We start from the raw sequence: 14,938 nt of genomic DNA on the forward strand, positions 1-14,938 counted from the left end.
CCTTTTTTCGATTCGCGTTGCGACCTCGATACAACACTTTGAGCAACGCATCGTCGTTCATGCAGTGCGCGATGTGCGTCGCGCTTGTGTCGCGAGGTGCGCTCGACGCATCGAACGCCGATCGAAACGCGACGCCGTCGGGGATGTTTCGATCGCTTGTCACTGCCTGCAACGCAGGTGTCGCGTTACAGATTCCTTATCATTTTTTTAGTTGAGAGCGGCGCACACTTCAACCTCGATCGGCCGTCGTGTGCGCCGCCCTGACCTGCTTTCTCAGATCAGGCGCACTGCGTTACTGGCACGCTTCGCACTCGTCGAAGCCGGGATCGCCCGGACGCATCGTGCACACCGGACCGTCTGCTTCGACCGGCGCGAGTGCCGGCGCCGCGTTGACCACGCCCGACGACGCATCGCCGCCTGCCGCACCGAAGCCGCCCGCCGCGCCTTGCGCGCCGCCGCTGCCCGAGCCGCCGCTGCCTGCACCGCCCGTCGGCACTGCGTTCAGCGCACCGTGTGCGACCGTCGACTTCTCGACGTGCGTCGCCGCCATCGTGCGGAGGTAGTAGGTCGTCTTCAGGCCGCGCAGCCATGCGAGCTTGTAGACCTCGTCGAGCTTCTTGCCCGATGCGCCGCCCATGTAGATGTTCAGCGACTGCGCCTGGTCGATCCACTTCTGGCGACGCGATGCCGCTTCGACGAGCCACGTCGGGTCGACCTCGAACGCGGTCGCGTAGATCGCGCGCAGGTCGGCCGGGATGCGGTCGATGCGCGACAGCATGCCGTCGAAGTACTTCAGGTCGGCGACCATCACTTCGTCCCACAGGCCGCGTTCCTTCAGGTCGCGCACCAGATACTCGTTCACCACCGTGAATTCGCCCGACAGGTTCGACTTCACGTACAGGTTCTGGAAGGTCGGCTCGATACAGGCCGACACGCCGATGATGTTCGAGATCGTCGCCGTCGGCGCGATCGCGACGCAGTTCGAGTTGCGCATGCCGTGCGCGGCGATCCGCGCACGCAGCGTCGTCCAGTCGAGCGATTCCGACGTGTCGACCTCGACGTAGCCGCCGCGCGCTTCCGTCAGCAGCTTCAGCGTGTCCTGCGGGAGGATGCCGCGATCCCACAGCGAGCCGCGGTAGCTCGAGTAGCGGCCGCGCTCTTCGGCCAGCTCGGTCGACGCGTAGTACGCGTAGTAGCAGACGGCTTCCATCGAACGGTCGGCGAATTCGACCGCCGCTTCCGACGCGTACGGCGTGCGCAGCAGGTGCAGGCAGTCCTGGAAGCCCATGATGCCCATGCCGACCGGGCGGTGCTTCAGGTTCGAGTTACGCGCCTTCGGCACCGCGTAGTAGTTGATGTCGATCACGTTGTCGAGCATGCGCATCGCGACGCTGATCGTGCGCTTCAGCTTGTCGTGGTCGAGCGCGTAGCTGCCGTCGGCCTGCTTCACCAGGTGGGCGACGAGGTTCACCGAGCCCAGGTTGCACACCGCGATTTCGGTGTCGCTCGTGTTCAGCGTGATTTCCGTGCACAGGTTCGACGAGTGGACGACGCCGACGTGCTGCTGCGGCGAGCGCACGTTGCACGGATCCTTGAACGTGATCCACGGGTGGCCCGTCTCGAACAGCATGCCGAGCATCTTGCGCCACAGCTGCTGCGCCGGAATCTTCTTGAACAGCTTGATCTCGCCGCGCGCGACCTTGTCTTCGTAAGCCGTGTAAGCCGCCTCGAATTCCGCGCCGAACTTGTCGTGCAGGTCCGGGCAGGTCGACGGCGAGAACAGCGTCCACTCGCCGCCTTCCATCACGCGCTTCATGAACAGGTCGGGAATCCAGTTCGCCGTATTCATGTCGTGCGTACGGCGACGGTCGTCACCGGTGTTCTTGCGCAGCTCCAGGAACTCCTCGATGTCGAGGTGCCACGATTCGAGGTACGCGCAGACCGCGCCCTTGCGCTTGCCGCCCTGGTTCACCGCGACGGCCGTGTCGTTCACGACCTTCAGGAACGGCACCACGCCTTGCGACTTGCCGTTCGTGCCCTTGATATGCGAGCCGAGTGCGCGCACGCGCGTCCAGTCGTTGCCGAGGCCGCCGGCGAACTTCGACAGCAGCGCGTTTTCCTTCAGCGCTTCGTAGATGCCGTCCAGATCGTCCGCGACCGTCGTCAGGTAGCACGACGACAGCTGCGAGCGGTGCGTGCCCGAGTTGAACAGCGTCGGCGTCGAGCTCATGAAGTCGAAGCTCGACAGCACGTTGTAGAACTCGATCGCGCGCGTTTCGCGGTCGATCTCGTTCAGCGACAGGCCCATCGCGACGCGCATGAAGAATGCCTGCGGCATTTCGATTCGGGTGCCTTCGACGTGCAGGAAGTAGCGGTCGTACAGCGTCTGCAGGCCGAGGTAGCCGAACTGCAGGTCGCGGTTCGCGTCGAGCGCTTCGCCGAGGCGCTTCAGGTCGAACTGCAGCAGCTTGTCGTCGAGCAGGCCGGCGTCGACGCCGCGCTTCAGGAACTGCGGGAAGTATTCGGCGTAGCGGGTCGACATCTCGGCCTGCACGACTTCCTCGCCGAGGATCTCGCGGCGGATCGTGTGCAGCAGGATGCGGGCCGTGACCTGGCTGTATGCCGGATCCTTTTCGATCATCGTGCGCGCCGCGAGGATCGCCGAGTCGTAGACCTGGCTCATCGGCACGCCGTCGTACAGGTTCTTCACCGTCTCCGCGACGATCGGGTCAGGGTTAACCGCAGCGCCGAGGCCGTCGCACGCCGACACGATCAGCGCGCGCAGCGCGTTCAGGTCGAGCGGGCGCGTGACGCCGTTGTCGACCACGTTGATGCCGGTGGTCGACTCGCCGCCCGCGGCCGCCGCTTCCTCGCCCGCATGCTGGCGCTCGAGGTGACGCTTCTCGCGATACAGCACGTACGCACGCGCGACGTTGTGCTCGCCGCCGCGCATCAGCGCGAGTTCGACCTGGTCCTGGATGTCTTCGATATGGAACGTACCGCCGTTCGGGCGGCTACGCACGAGCGCGCGCACGACGTTGTGCGTCAGTTGCTCGACCTGCTCGCGTACGCGCGCCGATGCCGCGCCCTGCCCGCCATTGACGGCCAGGAAAGCCTTGGTCACCGCGATCGCGATCTTCGACGGTTCGAACGACACGACGCTGCCGTTGCGGCGGATCACCTTGTAGTCGGCGAACGTGGCCTGCGGCGCGAGCGCCTTCGCGCCCTGTTCGGTCCCGCCGAGCGGACGGCTCGAGGCGCTCTCGTACTGGGACGTCGCGTTGTCGGTGGTTTGCATGTGCAAAGCTCCTGGTGTTGGATGGTGCGGAGAGAACCGCGGATTAAAACGAACGCCGCGCCATGCGGTGCGCGAGCGGTAAGAGGCGAGCGATGCGCCGGGGAAGCCGGTTCGGTCGATGCGCGACAACCCGGCCGGTCGTGTGCTTCGTCATGTATACCCTGCCCCGTCGATATTCGCTGCGCTGATCGCGACGCCCGGACCGCCCGGCCTGACGCGCCGCCTTGAGAACCCTGTCCGCCGGCGTTGCCCGCCGGCCGGTGCCGCTCGGGTTTTCCCCTGCGACACACACTATATCTAGTGCAGAACTGCTCAACTGGCACCAAGTATAGTGGACATTCGGAGGACGTCCAAACGGATAATTTGCGATAGAGGTCTTGACATCGCTCACGCGCAGACACGGCAAGGCATTGGTCGGAGAAAAAACTTTCTCCGCTCAAAAAACCCCGCGATCAGTGCCGACGGAAAGGAAAGTATTCGGCGGAAAAACCGGCATCGCTCGCGAAGCGTTGCCAATCGAAGTGCGGGCCCGGGTCGGTCTTGCGGCCCGGCGCGACGTCCGAGTGCCCCGCGAACGCGTCGACCGGGTAGCGCGCGGCGAGCGCGCGGGAGAGCGCGGCGAGCACCGCGTATTGCGCATCGTCGAACGGCACGTCGTCCGCGCCTTCGAGCTCGATGCCGATCGAGAAGTCGTTGCAGCGCGGGCGGCCGAAGAACTCGGACGAGCCCGCGTGCCACGCGCGCTCGTCGCACGACACGAACTGCACGAGCTCGCCGCCGCGGCGGATCAGGAAATGGGCGGACACCCGCACGCCGCGCAGGTGGCGCTGGTAATAGGGGTGCGCATCGCAGTCGAGGCGATTCAGGAACAGCGCCTCGATCGCGTCGCCGCCGAATTCGCCGGGCGGCAGGCTGATGTTGTGGACGACCACGAGCGTCGGCACCGCACCCGCGGGCCGCATCTCGAAGTTCGGCGACGGCGCATGACGCGCTTCGCGCACCCAGCCGTTCGCGTCGACCGACAGCACCGGCGCGTCGCTCATCGGGCGTCGCGACCGTTCACGCGCGCGGCGTGGCGCCGCGCATGCTCGGCGCTGCAGAAGTATTCGCCGCTCGCGGCGACGGCGTCGCCCTTCGGCGCATGCACGCCGCATTCGGCGCAGCGCACCATCGGCTCGGGCAGCGACCGCGCGTCGCCGTTCGGGCGCGCGGCGCCGGCGCCGGGCGCACCGTCGTGACCGGCGCCGCGGCCGGCGCGCGCCTGTGCCTGTTCCTGCGCATGGCGCAGTTTGCGCGCGAGCCACGAACCCGCGAAGAAGAGAAGGATCAGGAGAAGAATCTGTCGCATCGGAAACCTGCGGTCAAACCACGGAGCGGTGCAGCAGCACCTCGAAAACGAACCGGCTGCCGACATACGCGAGCAGCAACGCGGCGAACGACACGAGCACCCAGCGCGCGGCGCCGCGGCCGCGCCAGCCCGACGTCTTGCGGGCGATCAGCAGGCCGCCGAACATCAGCCACGACAGGATCGCGAACACCGTCTTGTGATCGAGCCGCAACGCGCGCGCGTCGACCTGCTCGCTGAACAGGATGCCCGACGCGAGCGTCAGCGTCAGCAGCACGAAGCCGGCGCCGATCAGGCGGAACAGCAGCTTCTCGAGCGTGAGCAGCGGCGGCAGCGTTTCGAGCCAGCTCGCGATCCAGCCCGTCGAGCCGTCGCGCCCGCCGCTGCGCAGCGACTGCAGGCGCCGCTCGACCATCAGCATCAGGATCGCGTGCAGCGCGGCGATCGCGAAGAGGCCGTACGCGATGTTCGCGATCAGGAAATGCAGCTTGAACAGCGGCGCCGCGGCATAAGGAAGCACCCGCACGCCGCCGAACACGAGCGGCAGCAGCGACGCGCCGCACGCGAGCGGCAGCACCAGCAGGCGCAGGCTGTCGAGCGGGAAGAAGAAGCTCTCGATCCAGTAGATGCCGGCGCCGAGCCAGAACATCGCGGACAACGCGAACGCGAAGCCGAACACCATCGCGTCGTTCGGAAAGATCGTCATGTGGAGCAGCACGCCGTGCGCGACCAGCGCGGCGAACAGCAGCGCGCGGCCGGCCCCGCTCATCCCGGACGCGGCGGACGCGGGAACCGGCACGGCCGGCACGCTCGCGACGAGCGGCGTCGCACCCTGACGGTGCGCGCGCCAGCCGGCGACGGCGAGGCCGCCGTACAGGAATGCGGTGAGGGCATACAGTACAATATCCATGTTCGAAGTTTACACTAGGCCCCCTTCCCGCGACGGCTCCCTTTGTTCGGTTCCGCCGCGCCTTCGGGCCCCACTGTCCATCGCTCCCCATGCTCGACAATCTCACTCAACGGATGGCGCGCGTCGTCAAGACGCTGCGCGGCGAGGCCCGGCTCACCGAGGCGAACACGCAGGAGATGCTCCGCGAGGTGCGTCTCGCGCTGCTGGAAGCCGACGTGTCGCTGCCGGTCGTCCGCGAATTCATCGCCAAGGTCAAGGAAAAGGCGCTCGGCGAAGAAGTGATCAGCAGCCTGTCGCCGGGCCAGGCGCTCGTCGGCGTGGTCCAGAAGGAACTGACCGCCGTGATCGGCGGCGACTACGAAGGCAAGGCCGCCGAGCTGAACCTCGCGGTCACGCCGCCTGCCGTGATCCTGATGGCCGGCCTGCAGGGCGCGGGCAAGACCACGACCGCCGGCAAGCTCGCGAAGCTGCTGCGTGAGAAGTACAAGAAGAAGGTGCTGACCGTATCGTGCGACGTGTATCGCCCGGCCGCGATCATGCAGCTGAAAACGGTGAGCGAACAGGTCGGCGCGGATTTCTTCCCGTCGACGCCGGACCAGAAACCCGTCGACATCGCGCTCGCGGCCGTCGACTGGGCGAAGCGCCACTACCATGACGTGCTGATCGTCGACACGGCCGGCCGCCTCGGCATCGACGAAGCGATGATGCAGGAAATCGCCGCGCTGCACGGTGCGCTGAAGCCGGCCGAAACGCTGTTCGTCGTCGACGCGATGCTCGGCCAGGACGCGGTCAACACCGCGAAGGCGTTCAACGACACGCTGCCACTCACCGGCGTCGTGCTGACCAAGCTCGACGGCGACTCGCGCGGCGGCGCCGCGCTGTCGGTGCGCCACATCACGGGCAAGCCGATCAAGTTCGTCGGCGTCGCCGAGAAGCTCGACGGCCTCGAGGTGTTCCACCCCGACCGGATGGCCAACCGGATCCTCGGCATGGGCGACATCCTCGCGCTCGTCGAGGAAGCGCAGCGCGGCGTCGATGTCCAGGCCGCGCAGAAGCTCGCCGACAAGGTCAAGAAAGGCGGCGACTTCGACCTGAACGATTTCCGCGCGCAGATCTCGCAGATGAAGAACATGGGCGGCCTGTCGTCGCTGATGGACAAACTCCCCGCGCAGTTCCAGCAGGCGGCGGCCGGCGCCGACATGGGCCAGGCCGAGAAGTCGATTCGCCGGATGGAAGGCATCATCAGCTCGATGACGCCCGCCGAGCGCGCGAAACCCGAAATCATCAAGGCGACGCGCAAGCGTCGCATTGCAGCCGGCGCGGGCGTGCCGGTGCAGGAAGTCAACCGGATGCTGAACCAGTACGATCAGATGCGTACGATGATGAAGAAGCTGAAGGGCGGCAACATGCAGAAGATGATGCGCGGCCTGAAGGGCATGATGCCCGGCATGCGCTGATTTCGCCCGTCGGCCGGCGCGCGGGTTTTTGCCGTAGCGCGCGCCTGCCGTTCTGCTTCATCCTTATTTGTATACCGACTGCCCGCCAGAACACATGAACCGCGAAGAAGCCCTCCACATTTTCGACCACTCCGAAGAGATCGTCTCGGCCGACGCCGTCAATGCGTCGATCTCGAAGATGGCCGACGCGATCCGCGCCGAGATCGGCGACGCGTTCCCGCTCGTTCTCTCGGTGATGGGCGGCGCCGCGGTGTTTACCGGGATGCTGCTGCCGCATCTCGATTTCCCGCTCGAATTCGACTACATCCACCTGACCCGCTACCGCAACACGACGCAGGGCAGCCCGGAAATGCACTGGCGCGTCGCGCCGCGCGAATCGGTAAAGGACCGCATCGTGCTCGTGCTCGACGACATCCTCGACGAAGGCGAGACGATGGCCGCGATCCGCGACCGCATCCTCGACATGGGCGCGCAGCGCTTCATGTCGGCCGTGCTGTGCGAGAAGACGCTCGCGAAGGCGAAACCGCTGCACCCCGACTTCTGCGGCTTCTCGGTGCCGGATCGCTACGTGTTCGGCTGCGGGATGGACGCGAAGGGCTACTGGCGCAACCTGCCGACGATCCGCGCGCTGACCGCGAACGTCTGATCGCCGCCCCGCCGGCTATATCAATAGAAAGCGGCGCTCCGGTTTCCCGGAGCGCCGCTTTTTTTCGTCGACCGCGCCGCCCGCGCTACGGCTGCAACTGGTGCACGAACGCGCGAATGCCCGCCAGCAGCATCTCGACCGAGATCGCGACGAGCACGAGACCCATCAGCCGCTCGAACGCGGCGACGGTCCGCTCGCCGAGCCACGCCTGAATCCTTTCGGCCAGCACCAGCGTGATCGCACAGACGATCATCGTGACCGTCAGCGCGCCGACCCACTCGAACATCTTGCCCGGCGCCTGCGACGTCAGCAGCATCACCGTCGCGAGCGCGGACGGCCCGGCCAGCGCAGGGATCGCGAGCGGCACGATGAACGGCTCGCCGCCCGCACGCGGATCGCTGCCGAGCGCACCGTCCGGATGCGGGAAGATCATCCGCAGTGCGATCAGGAACAGCACGATCCCGCCGCCGAGCCGCAGCGACAGGTCGGTGAGGCTCATCATCCGCAGGAAGCGATCGCCGACCACCATGAAGAACAGCAGGATCACGAACGCGATGCCCACTTCCCGCAGGATCAGCTTCACGCGCCGCTCGCGCGGCACGTCGCGCATCGCCGAAATGAACAGCGGGATGTTGCCGAGCGGATCCGTGATCAGCACGAGGAGCACGGTGGCCGACAGGAATGTGTATTCCATCGTGTCCCCCGGTCGCCGCGCTTAGTGCGCGAGCGCGGCGCGAATCTTCTCCGCGACCGTCGCCGCGGCCGTGTCGGCCGGCAGCAGCGTCGCTTCGGTGTCGCGGCGGCCCTGGTACTCGATCTTGCCTTCCTTCAGCCCGCGCTCGCCGATCACGAGACGATGCGGCACGCCGATCAGCTCCCAGTCGGCGAACATCACGCCCGGGCGTTCGCCGCGATCGTCGAGGATCACGTCGATGCCGGCCGCGACGAGTTCCGCGTACAGCTTGTCGGCCGTCTCGCGCACCATGTCGCTGCGGTCATAGCCCATCGGGCACAGTACGACCTCGAACGGCGCGATCGACTCGGGCCAGACGATGCCGCGATCGTCGAAGTTCTGCTCGATCGCCGCGCCGAGAATACGCGTGATGCCGACGCCGTAGCAGCCCATCAGCATCGGCTGCGGCTTGCCCGACTCGTCGAGGAACGTCGCGCCCATCGCTTCTGAGTACTTGGTGCCGAGCTGGAACACGTGGCCGACTTCGATGCCGCGGCAGATGTCGATCGCGCCCTTGCCGTCCGGCGACGGGTCGCCCTTCTTCACGTTGCGCACGTCGGCGACTTCCGGCTCCGGCAGGTCGCGGCCCCAGTTCACGCCGGCGATGTGATAGTCGACCTCGTTCGCACCGACGACGAAGTCGCTCATGTTCGCGACCGTGCGGTCCGCGATCACCTTCACCGGCTTCTTCGTGCCGACCGGGCCGAGGTAGCCCGGCGGCGTGCCGAACCACTCGACGATTTCCTGCTCGGTCGCGAAGCGGTGGTTCTTCAGGCCCGGCAGCTTCGACACCTTGATCTCGTTCAGGTCGTGATCGCCGCGCAGCATCACGAGCCAGATGGTCGGCTCGGTGCCTTCGTTGTCGGTCGCGAGCACGATCGACTTGATCGTGCGCTCGAGCGGGATGCCCAGCAGTTCGGCGACGGCCTCGCACTTCGCCTTGCCGGGCGTCGCGACCTTTTCCATCGCTTCGGCCGGCGCCGCGCGCTCGGCAATCAGCGGCAGCGCTTCGGCCGCCTCGACGTTCGCCGCGAATTCGGACGTCGGGCAGTACGCGATCGCGTCCTCGCCGGTATCGGCGATCACGTGGAATTCGTGCGAGAAGTTGCCGCCGATCGAGCCGCTGTCGGCCGCGACCGCCCGGAACTCGAGGCCGAGACGCGTGAAGATGCGCACGTACGCGTCGTACATCTTGCGGTACGACTCGTTCAGGCCCGCCGCGTCCTTGTCGAACGAATACGCGTCCTTCATGATGAATTCGCGGCCGCGCATCACGCCGAAGCGCGGACGGATCTCGTCGCGGAACTTCGTCTGGATCTGGTAGAAGTTCACCGGCATCTGCCGGTAGCTCTTGATCTGGTTGCGCGCGATGTCGGTGACGACTTCCTCGTGCGTCGGCCCGATCACGAAATCGTTGTCCTTGCGGTCCTTGAAGCGCAGCAGCTCGGGGCCGTACTGCTCCCAGCGGCCCGACTCCTGCCACAGCTCGGCCGGCTGCACGGCCGGCATCAGCAGCTCGATGGCGCCCGCCCGGTTCATTTCCTCGCGCACGATCGCCTCGACCTTGCGAATCGAACGCAGGCCGACCGGCAGGTAGTTGTAGATGCCGCCGGCGACGCGACGGATCATGCCGGCGCGGACCATCAGCTTGTGGCTGACGATCTCTGCGTCGGCCGGTGCCTCTTTCAGGGTGCCGATAAAGAAACGGGAAGCTTTCATGCGGACGGTTCCAAAAACGGCGCCCCCAGGCGGGGCGCCCGAAAAAGTTTCAAGGTGAAAAAGCTGCGCGCCGTGAACAGCGATGGCGCAGATGACGTAGCAGACTAATCAGGGACAATTCAGCCGGTGTGCCCCGCGCGGATTCGCTCCGTCACGGTGCGCAGCGCCCGTTATCTGTTTATAATCAAAGCAATTTTAAAGGATTCGAAGGTGGTTGTATGCTGGATCGTGAAGGCTTTCGCCCGAACGTCGGCATCATCCTCTTGAACGCGCGCAACGAGGTGTTTTGGGGCAAGCGGCTCCGCGAGCATTCCTGGCAGTTTCCTCAAGGTGGGATCAAGTACGGCGAGACCCCCATGCAGGCGATGTACCGGGAACTGCACGAGGAAACGGGCCTGCATCCGGAACACGTCAAGATAATCGGCCGCACCCGCGACTGGTTGCGTTACGAGGTGCCTGACAAGTTCATCAAACGCGAAGTACGCGGTCATTACCGCGGCCAGAAGCAGATCTGGTTCCTGCTGCGGATGGTCGGACGCGATTGCGACATTTGCTTGCGCGCGACCGACCACCCGGAGTTCGATGCGTGGCGCTGGAACGAGTACTGGGTGCCGCTCGATGCGGTGATCGAGTTCAAGCGGGATGTCTATCAGTTGGCGCTGACGGAACTGTCGCGCTTCCTGCGCCGCCCGGCGCAGCGAGCCGAGAAGCCGCGCGGGCCGCGTGTGTCGCGCTATCCGCGCGTCATTGGCGCACCGGCCCAGCCGCTGACGATTGTCGACACATCGGTGGTCTGTTCGGAGATCGAAGTGGAGGCGAGCTCGCTCGACGAGATGCCGCCCCGCGTGATCGTCGGCAAATGACGAGTCGGACTGCATGACCGGGCGCGACCTTGGTGTCGCGCCCTTTTTTTACGAGGAATGCATATTGAAAGCGATTGCTCTCGCGCTCGCATCGATCGCCGCGGTGGCCGCCCTGGCCGGCTGCGCGAACTCGAAAGCGCCGTCCAACAAGGATGACAGCGAGTTCGTGTACCTGCTCGACCGTCAGGGGACCTGGAAGGAAAACGCCGTCGACACGCTGCCGCCGCTGCCGCAAACGGGCGACCTGCTGCCGTTCAACGTGTCGCAGAACACGCCGCTGAAGTTCTTCGTCGATGCGAAATCGCTCGACGTCGGTACCGACGGCGTCGTGCGCTACGCAGTCGTCATCACGAGTCCGGCCGGTGCGCGCAACGTGAACTACGAAGGCATCCGCTGCGACACCTACGAATGGCGCCAGTACGCCGGCCTGAACTCGGACCACGACGGCTGGGATCGCACGGTCGAGAACGACTGGCGGCGCATCGAGAACGGCGAGCTGAACGCCTACCACTCCGCGCTCTACCAGGACTACTTCTGTTCGAACAAGATGCCGCAGGGCTCGACCCGGCAGATTCTCGAAAACATCCGGTTCCACCGCACCGCGATGACGCAATTGCGCTGACGGCACGCGATGCGGGCTACCCGCATCGTCCCGCGCATGAAAAAGCCCGCATCGCGCGGGCTTTTTCATTTGAACGACGGAACCGGCCGGCGATTACACCAGCACGAGGTTGTCGCGATGAATCAGTTCGGGTTCCAGCATATAGCCGAGCACGGTCTCGATCTCGCCGCTCGGCTTGCGGTGAATCAGCTTCGTTTCCGCGCTGCTGTAGTTCGTGAGCCCGCGCGCCACCTCGCGCCCGTCCGGGCCGACACAGGCGATCACCTCGCCGCGCGCGAACGCGCCCTGCACGTCGGTCACGCCGATCGGCAGCAGGCTCTTGCCGCCGGCCGTCAGCTTCTCGACCGCACCCGCGTCGATCACGACATGACCGCGCACCTGCAGATGGTCGGCCATCCATTGCTTGCGCGCCGCCATCCGCGCGGTCCGTGCGATCAGTTGCGTGCCGATCGCCTCGCCGGCCGCCAGACGCACGAGCACGTCGGCCTCCCGGCCGCTCGCGATCACGGTATTCGCGCCGCTGTGCGCCGCACGCTTCGCCGCGAGGATCTTTGTCAGCATCCCGCCGCGACCGAGACTCGAGCCGGCCCCGCCTGCCATCGCCTCGAGCTCCGGCGCGCCCGCATTGGCCTCGCCGACGAGCGTCGCATTCGGGTCCTTGCGCGGATCGGCCGTGAACAGCCCCGACTGATCGGTGAGGATGATCAGCGCATCGCCTTCGATCAGGTTCGCGACGAGCGCGCCGAGCGTGTCGTTGTCGCCGAATTTGATTTCGTCGGTGACGACCGTGTCGTTTTCGTTGATGATCGGCACGACGCCGAGCCGCAGCAGCGTGAGCAACGTCGATCGCGCATTCAGGTAGCGCTCGCGATCCGCCAGATCGGCGTGCGTGAGCAGGATCTGCGCGGTACGGATGCCGTGCTCGGTGAAGCGGCTTTCGTAGACTTGCGCGAGCCCCATCTGGCCGACCGCGGCGGCGGCCTGCAGCTCGTCGATTTCCCGCGGCCGCTTGCTCCAGCCGAGCCGTTGCATGCCTTCGGCAATCGCGCCCGAACTGACGAGCACGACCTCCTTGCCCTGCGCACGCAGCGCAGCGATCTGAGCCGCCCAGCGGCCGATCGCAGCATGATCGAGCCCCTTGCCGTCGTTGGTCACGAGGCTGGAGCCCACCTTCACCACCAATCGCTTCGAATCCGCGATGATCGAACGCATCCTGCACTGTCTCCTGTATCTGATGCCTGCCCGGCCGGGCGCGATTGAACGCCAACGCCGGGCGGCACGCCCGGCGCGTCAGCGAACGTTCAGGCGTCGTCGCCCGGCGTCGCACCGCCCTTCGCCGGCGGCGCATCGCGGAAACGCACGTCGGCCGCGAGATCCTCCGCCTCCGCCGCACGATGCGCGTCCGAGTGTTCGGACAGATAGTCGTAGATCGCGTAACACAGCGCTTCGCAGCCCTGGCCCGTCAGCGCCGAGATCTCGAACACGGGGCCGTCCCAGCCGAAGCGGTCGAGGAAATCCGCGACGCGCGCCTCGCGCTCGTCTTCCGGCACCATGTCCAGCTTGTTGAGCACGAGCCAGCGCGGCTTCTCGTAGAGGGCCTCGTCGTACTTGCGCAGCTCGCCGACGATGGCCTTCGCTTCCGCGACCGGATCGACGCTTTCGTCGAACGGCGCGAGATCGACCAGATGCAGCAGCACGCCGGTACGCTGCAGGTGACGCAGGAATTGATGCCCGAGGCCCGCGCCTTCGGCCGCCCCCTCGATCAGCCCCGGGATATCGGCGATCACGAAGCTCTTGCTCGGGCCGACACGCACCACGCCGAGATTCGGCGCGAGCGTCGTGAACGGGTAATCGGCGATCTTCGGCTTCGCGTTCGACACCGACGAGATGAAGGTCGACTTGCCCGCGTTCGGCATGCCGAGCAGGCCGACGTCGGCGAGCACTTTCAGCTCGAGCCTCAGCATGCGCCGCTCGCCCGGCTTGCCGTCCGTCTTCTGGCGCGGCGCGCGGTTCGTACTCGACTTGAAATGCAGGTTGCCGAGGCCGCCGGCGCCGCCCTGCGCGAGCATTACCTGCTGGCCGTGCTCGGTCAGATCGGCGATCAGTTCGCCCGTATCCATGTCGCTGATGAACGTGCCGACCGGCATGCGCAGCGTGACATCGTCGCCGCCCTTGCCGTAGCAATCCGAGCCGCGACCGTTCTCGCCGTTGCGCGCGAGGTGCTTCTTCGCGTAACGGTAGTCGATCAGCGTGTTGATGTTGCGGTCGGCGATCGCGTAAACGCTGCCGCCCCGGCCACCGTCGCCACCGTCCGGCCCGCCGAACGGGACGAATTTCTCACGGCGCATCGACGCGCTGCCATCGCCTCCGTCGCCGGCGATGACTTCGATTCGTGCTTCGTCAATGAACTTCATTCGTCACTCCGCCCAGTATTTCCGCTATTGTGCCGCGCGCCGGCGCGCTTGAACAATCTGCCGTTCGGCCGATCGCACGCCGGTTGCGCGAGGGTCGCCGGCACGCACATGCGCCCGGCGACCCAATAAAAAAGGCCCCGCGAAGACTGCGGGGCCTTTCGGCTACGAAGCCCGTGGGTGCCTGACTTAGGCAGCCGCCGGGACGACGATGACCAGATGCTTCTTGTCCGCGCCCTTCGTCGCGAACTTGACGTGACCGTCGACCAGCGCGAACAGGGTGTGATCCTTGCCCATGCCGACGTTATCGCCAGCGTGCATGCGCGTACCGCGCTGACGCACGATGATGCCGCCGGCATTGATCGCCTGGCCGCCGTACACTTTCACGCCGAGACGTTTCGACTCGGAGTCGCGGCCGTTCCGGGAAGAGCCGCCTGCCTTTTTGTGTGCCATCTGATTGCTCCTTTACCGAGGCGCTTACGCGTTGATCGCGTCGATGCGCAGCTCGGTGTAGTTCTGGCGGTGGCCGCCGTGCTTTTGGTAGTGCTTCCGGCGACGCATCTTGAAGATGGTGACCTTGGCATGACGACCGTGCGACACAACGGTGGCCTTGACGGAAGCCCCACTGACCAGCGGCGCACCGAACTTAATCGATTCGCCTTCGCCCACTGCGAGAACCTGGTCGAGCGTGATTTCAGCGTCAATGTCAGCCGGTATCTGTTCTACTTTGAGTTTTTCGCCAACGGCAACCTTGTACTGCTTGCCGCCGGTTTTTATGACCGCGTACATTGAGAACCTCACTCTGGATCCAATTTTTCCGCACACCACGCGCGGAAAACACGTGATTATACATGGGGTTAGCACCCAAGTCAAAGCCGATCGACGATTGCCGCGCGCGGGCCTCGGCCGGACGGCCAAAATCGCGCTGCCGGTA

The 14,938-nt window shown here is 65.8% G+C and carries 14 protein-coding genes; 4 read left to right on the forward strand and 10 right to left on the reverse strand.

Annotated features, from left to right (window positions below; all coding sequences use genetic code 11):
• Nucleotides 1-292: 292 nt before the first annotated feature.
• From WS95_RS15855 to WS95_RS15870, 4 genes are all read right to left on the reverse strand, one after another.
• Nucleotides 293-3,298, reverse strand: a complete 3,006-nt coding sequence (locus WS95_RS15855) for a ribonucleoside-diphosphate reductase subunit alpha (RefSeq protein ID WP_034206351.1) — start codon at nt 3,296-3,298, stop codon at nt 293-295.
• 452 nt (nt 3,299-3,750) lie between these two features.
• Nucleotides 3,751-4,341 (reverse strand): 1,6-anhydro-N-acetylmuramyl-L-alanine amidase AmpD, encoded by a 591-nt coding sequence (gene ampD / locus WS95_RS15860; protein WP_059824562.1) that lies wholly within the window; start codon nt 4,339-4,341, stop codon nt 3,751-3,753.
• Nucleotides 4,338-4,646, reverse strand: a complete 309-nt coding sequence (locus tag WS95_RS15865; protein ID WP_034206349.1) for a PP0621 family protein — start codon at nt 4,644-4,646, stop codon at nt 4,338-4,340. Before WS95_RS15865 ends, ampD begins: the two co-directional genes overlap by 4 nt.
• Nucleotides 4,647-4,659: 13 nt before the next feature.
• Nucleotides 4,660-5,553 carry a cytochrome C assembly family protein gene (locus WS95_RS15870; RefSeq protein WP_034206348.1) on the reverse strand — a complete coding sequence of 298 codons (894 nt, stop codon included), beginning with the start codon at nt 5,551-5,553 and terminating at the stop codon, nt 4,660-4,662.
• 89 nt (nt 5,554-5,642) lie between these two features.
• Between WS95_RS15870 and ffh the strand changes: the two genes are divergently transcribed.
• Nucleotides 5,643-7,010, forward strand: a complete 1,368-nt coding sequence (gene ffh, locus WS95_RS15875) for a signal recognition particle protein (protein WP_059779123.1) — start codon at nt 5,643-5,645, stop codon at nt 7,008-7,010.
• Between the two features lie 94 nt (nt 7,011-7,104).
• Nucleotides 7,105-7,656, forward strand: a complete 552-nt coding sequence (locus WS95_RS15880; protein ID WP_006489240.1) for a hypoxanthine-guanine phosphoribosyltransferase — start codon at nt 7,105-7,107, stop codon at nt 7,654-7,656.
• A gap of 85 nt (nt 7,657-7,741) precedes the next feature.
• On the opposite strand, the gene WS95_RS15885 is transcribed toward WS95_RS15880, so the two are convergent.
• Nucleotides 7,742-8,350 carry a MarC family protein gene (locus WS95_RS15885; protein WP_006496761.1) on the reverse strand — a complete coding sequence of 203 codons (609 nt, stop codon included), beginning with the start codon at nt 8,348-8,350 and terminating at the stop codon, nt 7,742-7,744.
• A 21-nt stretch (nt 8,351-8,371) separates the two neighbouring features.
• A complete protein-coding gene (locus WS95_RS15890; protein ID WP_059824563.1) occupies nt 8,372-10,108 on the reverse strand; it encodes a proline--tRNA ligase in 1,737 nt (578 codons plus the stop codon).
• Nucleotides 10,109-10,326: 218 nt separating this feature from the next.
• Between WS95_RS15890 and WS95_RS15895 the strand changes: the two genes are divergently transcribed.
• Together WS95_RS15895 and WS95_RS15900 are read left to right on the forward strand one after the other, a co-directional pair.
• Nucleotides 10,327-10,971, forward strand: coding sequence for an RNA pyrophosphohydrolase (locus WS95_RS15895; RefSeq protein WP_034206345.1), 645 nt, complete (start codon nt 10,327-10,329; stop codon nt 10,969-10,971).
• A gap of 13 nt (nt 10,972-10,984) precedes the next feature.
• A complete protein-coding gene (locus WS95_RS15900) occupies nt 10,985-11,593 on the forward strand; it encodes a CNP1-like family protein (protein ID WP_059779121.1) in 609 nt (202 codons plus the stop codon).
• A 93-nt stretch (nt 11,594-11,686) separates the two neighbouring features.
• Here the strand turns inward: WS95_RS15900 and proB are convergent, their stop codons facing one another.
• The 4 genes from proB to rplU all read right to left on the reverse strand — a co-directional run bounded on the left by proB (nt 11,687) and on the right by rplU (nt 14,793).
• Nucleotides 11,687-12,805 (reverse strand): glutamate 5-kinase, encoded by a 1,119-nt coding sequence (proB, locus tag WS95_RS15905; RefSeq protein WP_034206343.1) that lies wholly within the window; start codon nt 12,803-12,805, stop codon nt 11,687-11,689.
• A gap of 89 nt (nt 12,806-12,894) precedes the next feature.
• Nucleotides 12,895-14,007: an Obg family GTPase CgtA gene (gene obgE / locus WS95_RS15910; protein WP_059824565.1), complete on the reverse strand. Its 1,113-nt coding sequence runs from the start codon at nt 14,005-14,007 to the stop codon at nt 12,895-12,897.
• 186 nt (nt 14,008-14,193) lie between these two features.
• The gene (rpmA, locus tag WS95_RS15915; RefSeq protein WP_034206341.1) at nt 14,194-14,457 is read right to left on the reverse strand and encodes a 50S ribosomal protein L27; all 264 of its coding nucleotides are present in this window, start codon (nt 14,455-14,457) and stop codon (nt 14,194-14,196) included.
• A gap of 24 nt (nt 14,458-14,481) precedes the next feature.
• Nucleotides 14,482-14,793, reverse strand: coding sequence for a 50S ribosomal protein L21 (rplU, locus tag WS95_RS15920; RefSeq protein WP_027783472.1), 312 nt, complete (start codon nt 14,791-14,793; stop codon nt 14,482-14,484).
• Between the last annotated feature and the right edge of the window lie 145 nt (nt 14,794-14,938).

It is taken from the genome of Burkholderia sp. MSMB1826 (genome assembly GCF_001526325.1).
Classification (GTDB): domain Bacteria; phylum Pseudomonadota; class Gammaproteobacteria; order Burkholderiales; family Burkholderiaceae; genus Burkholderia.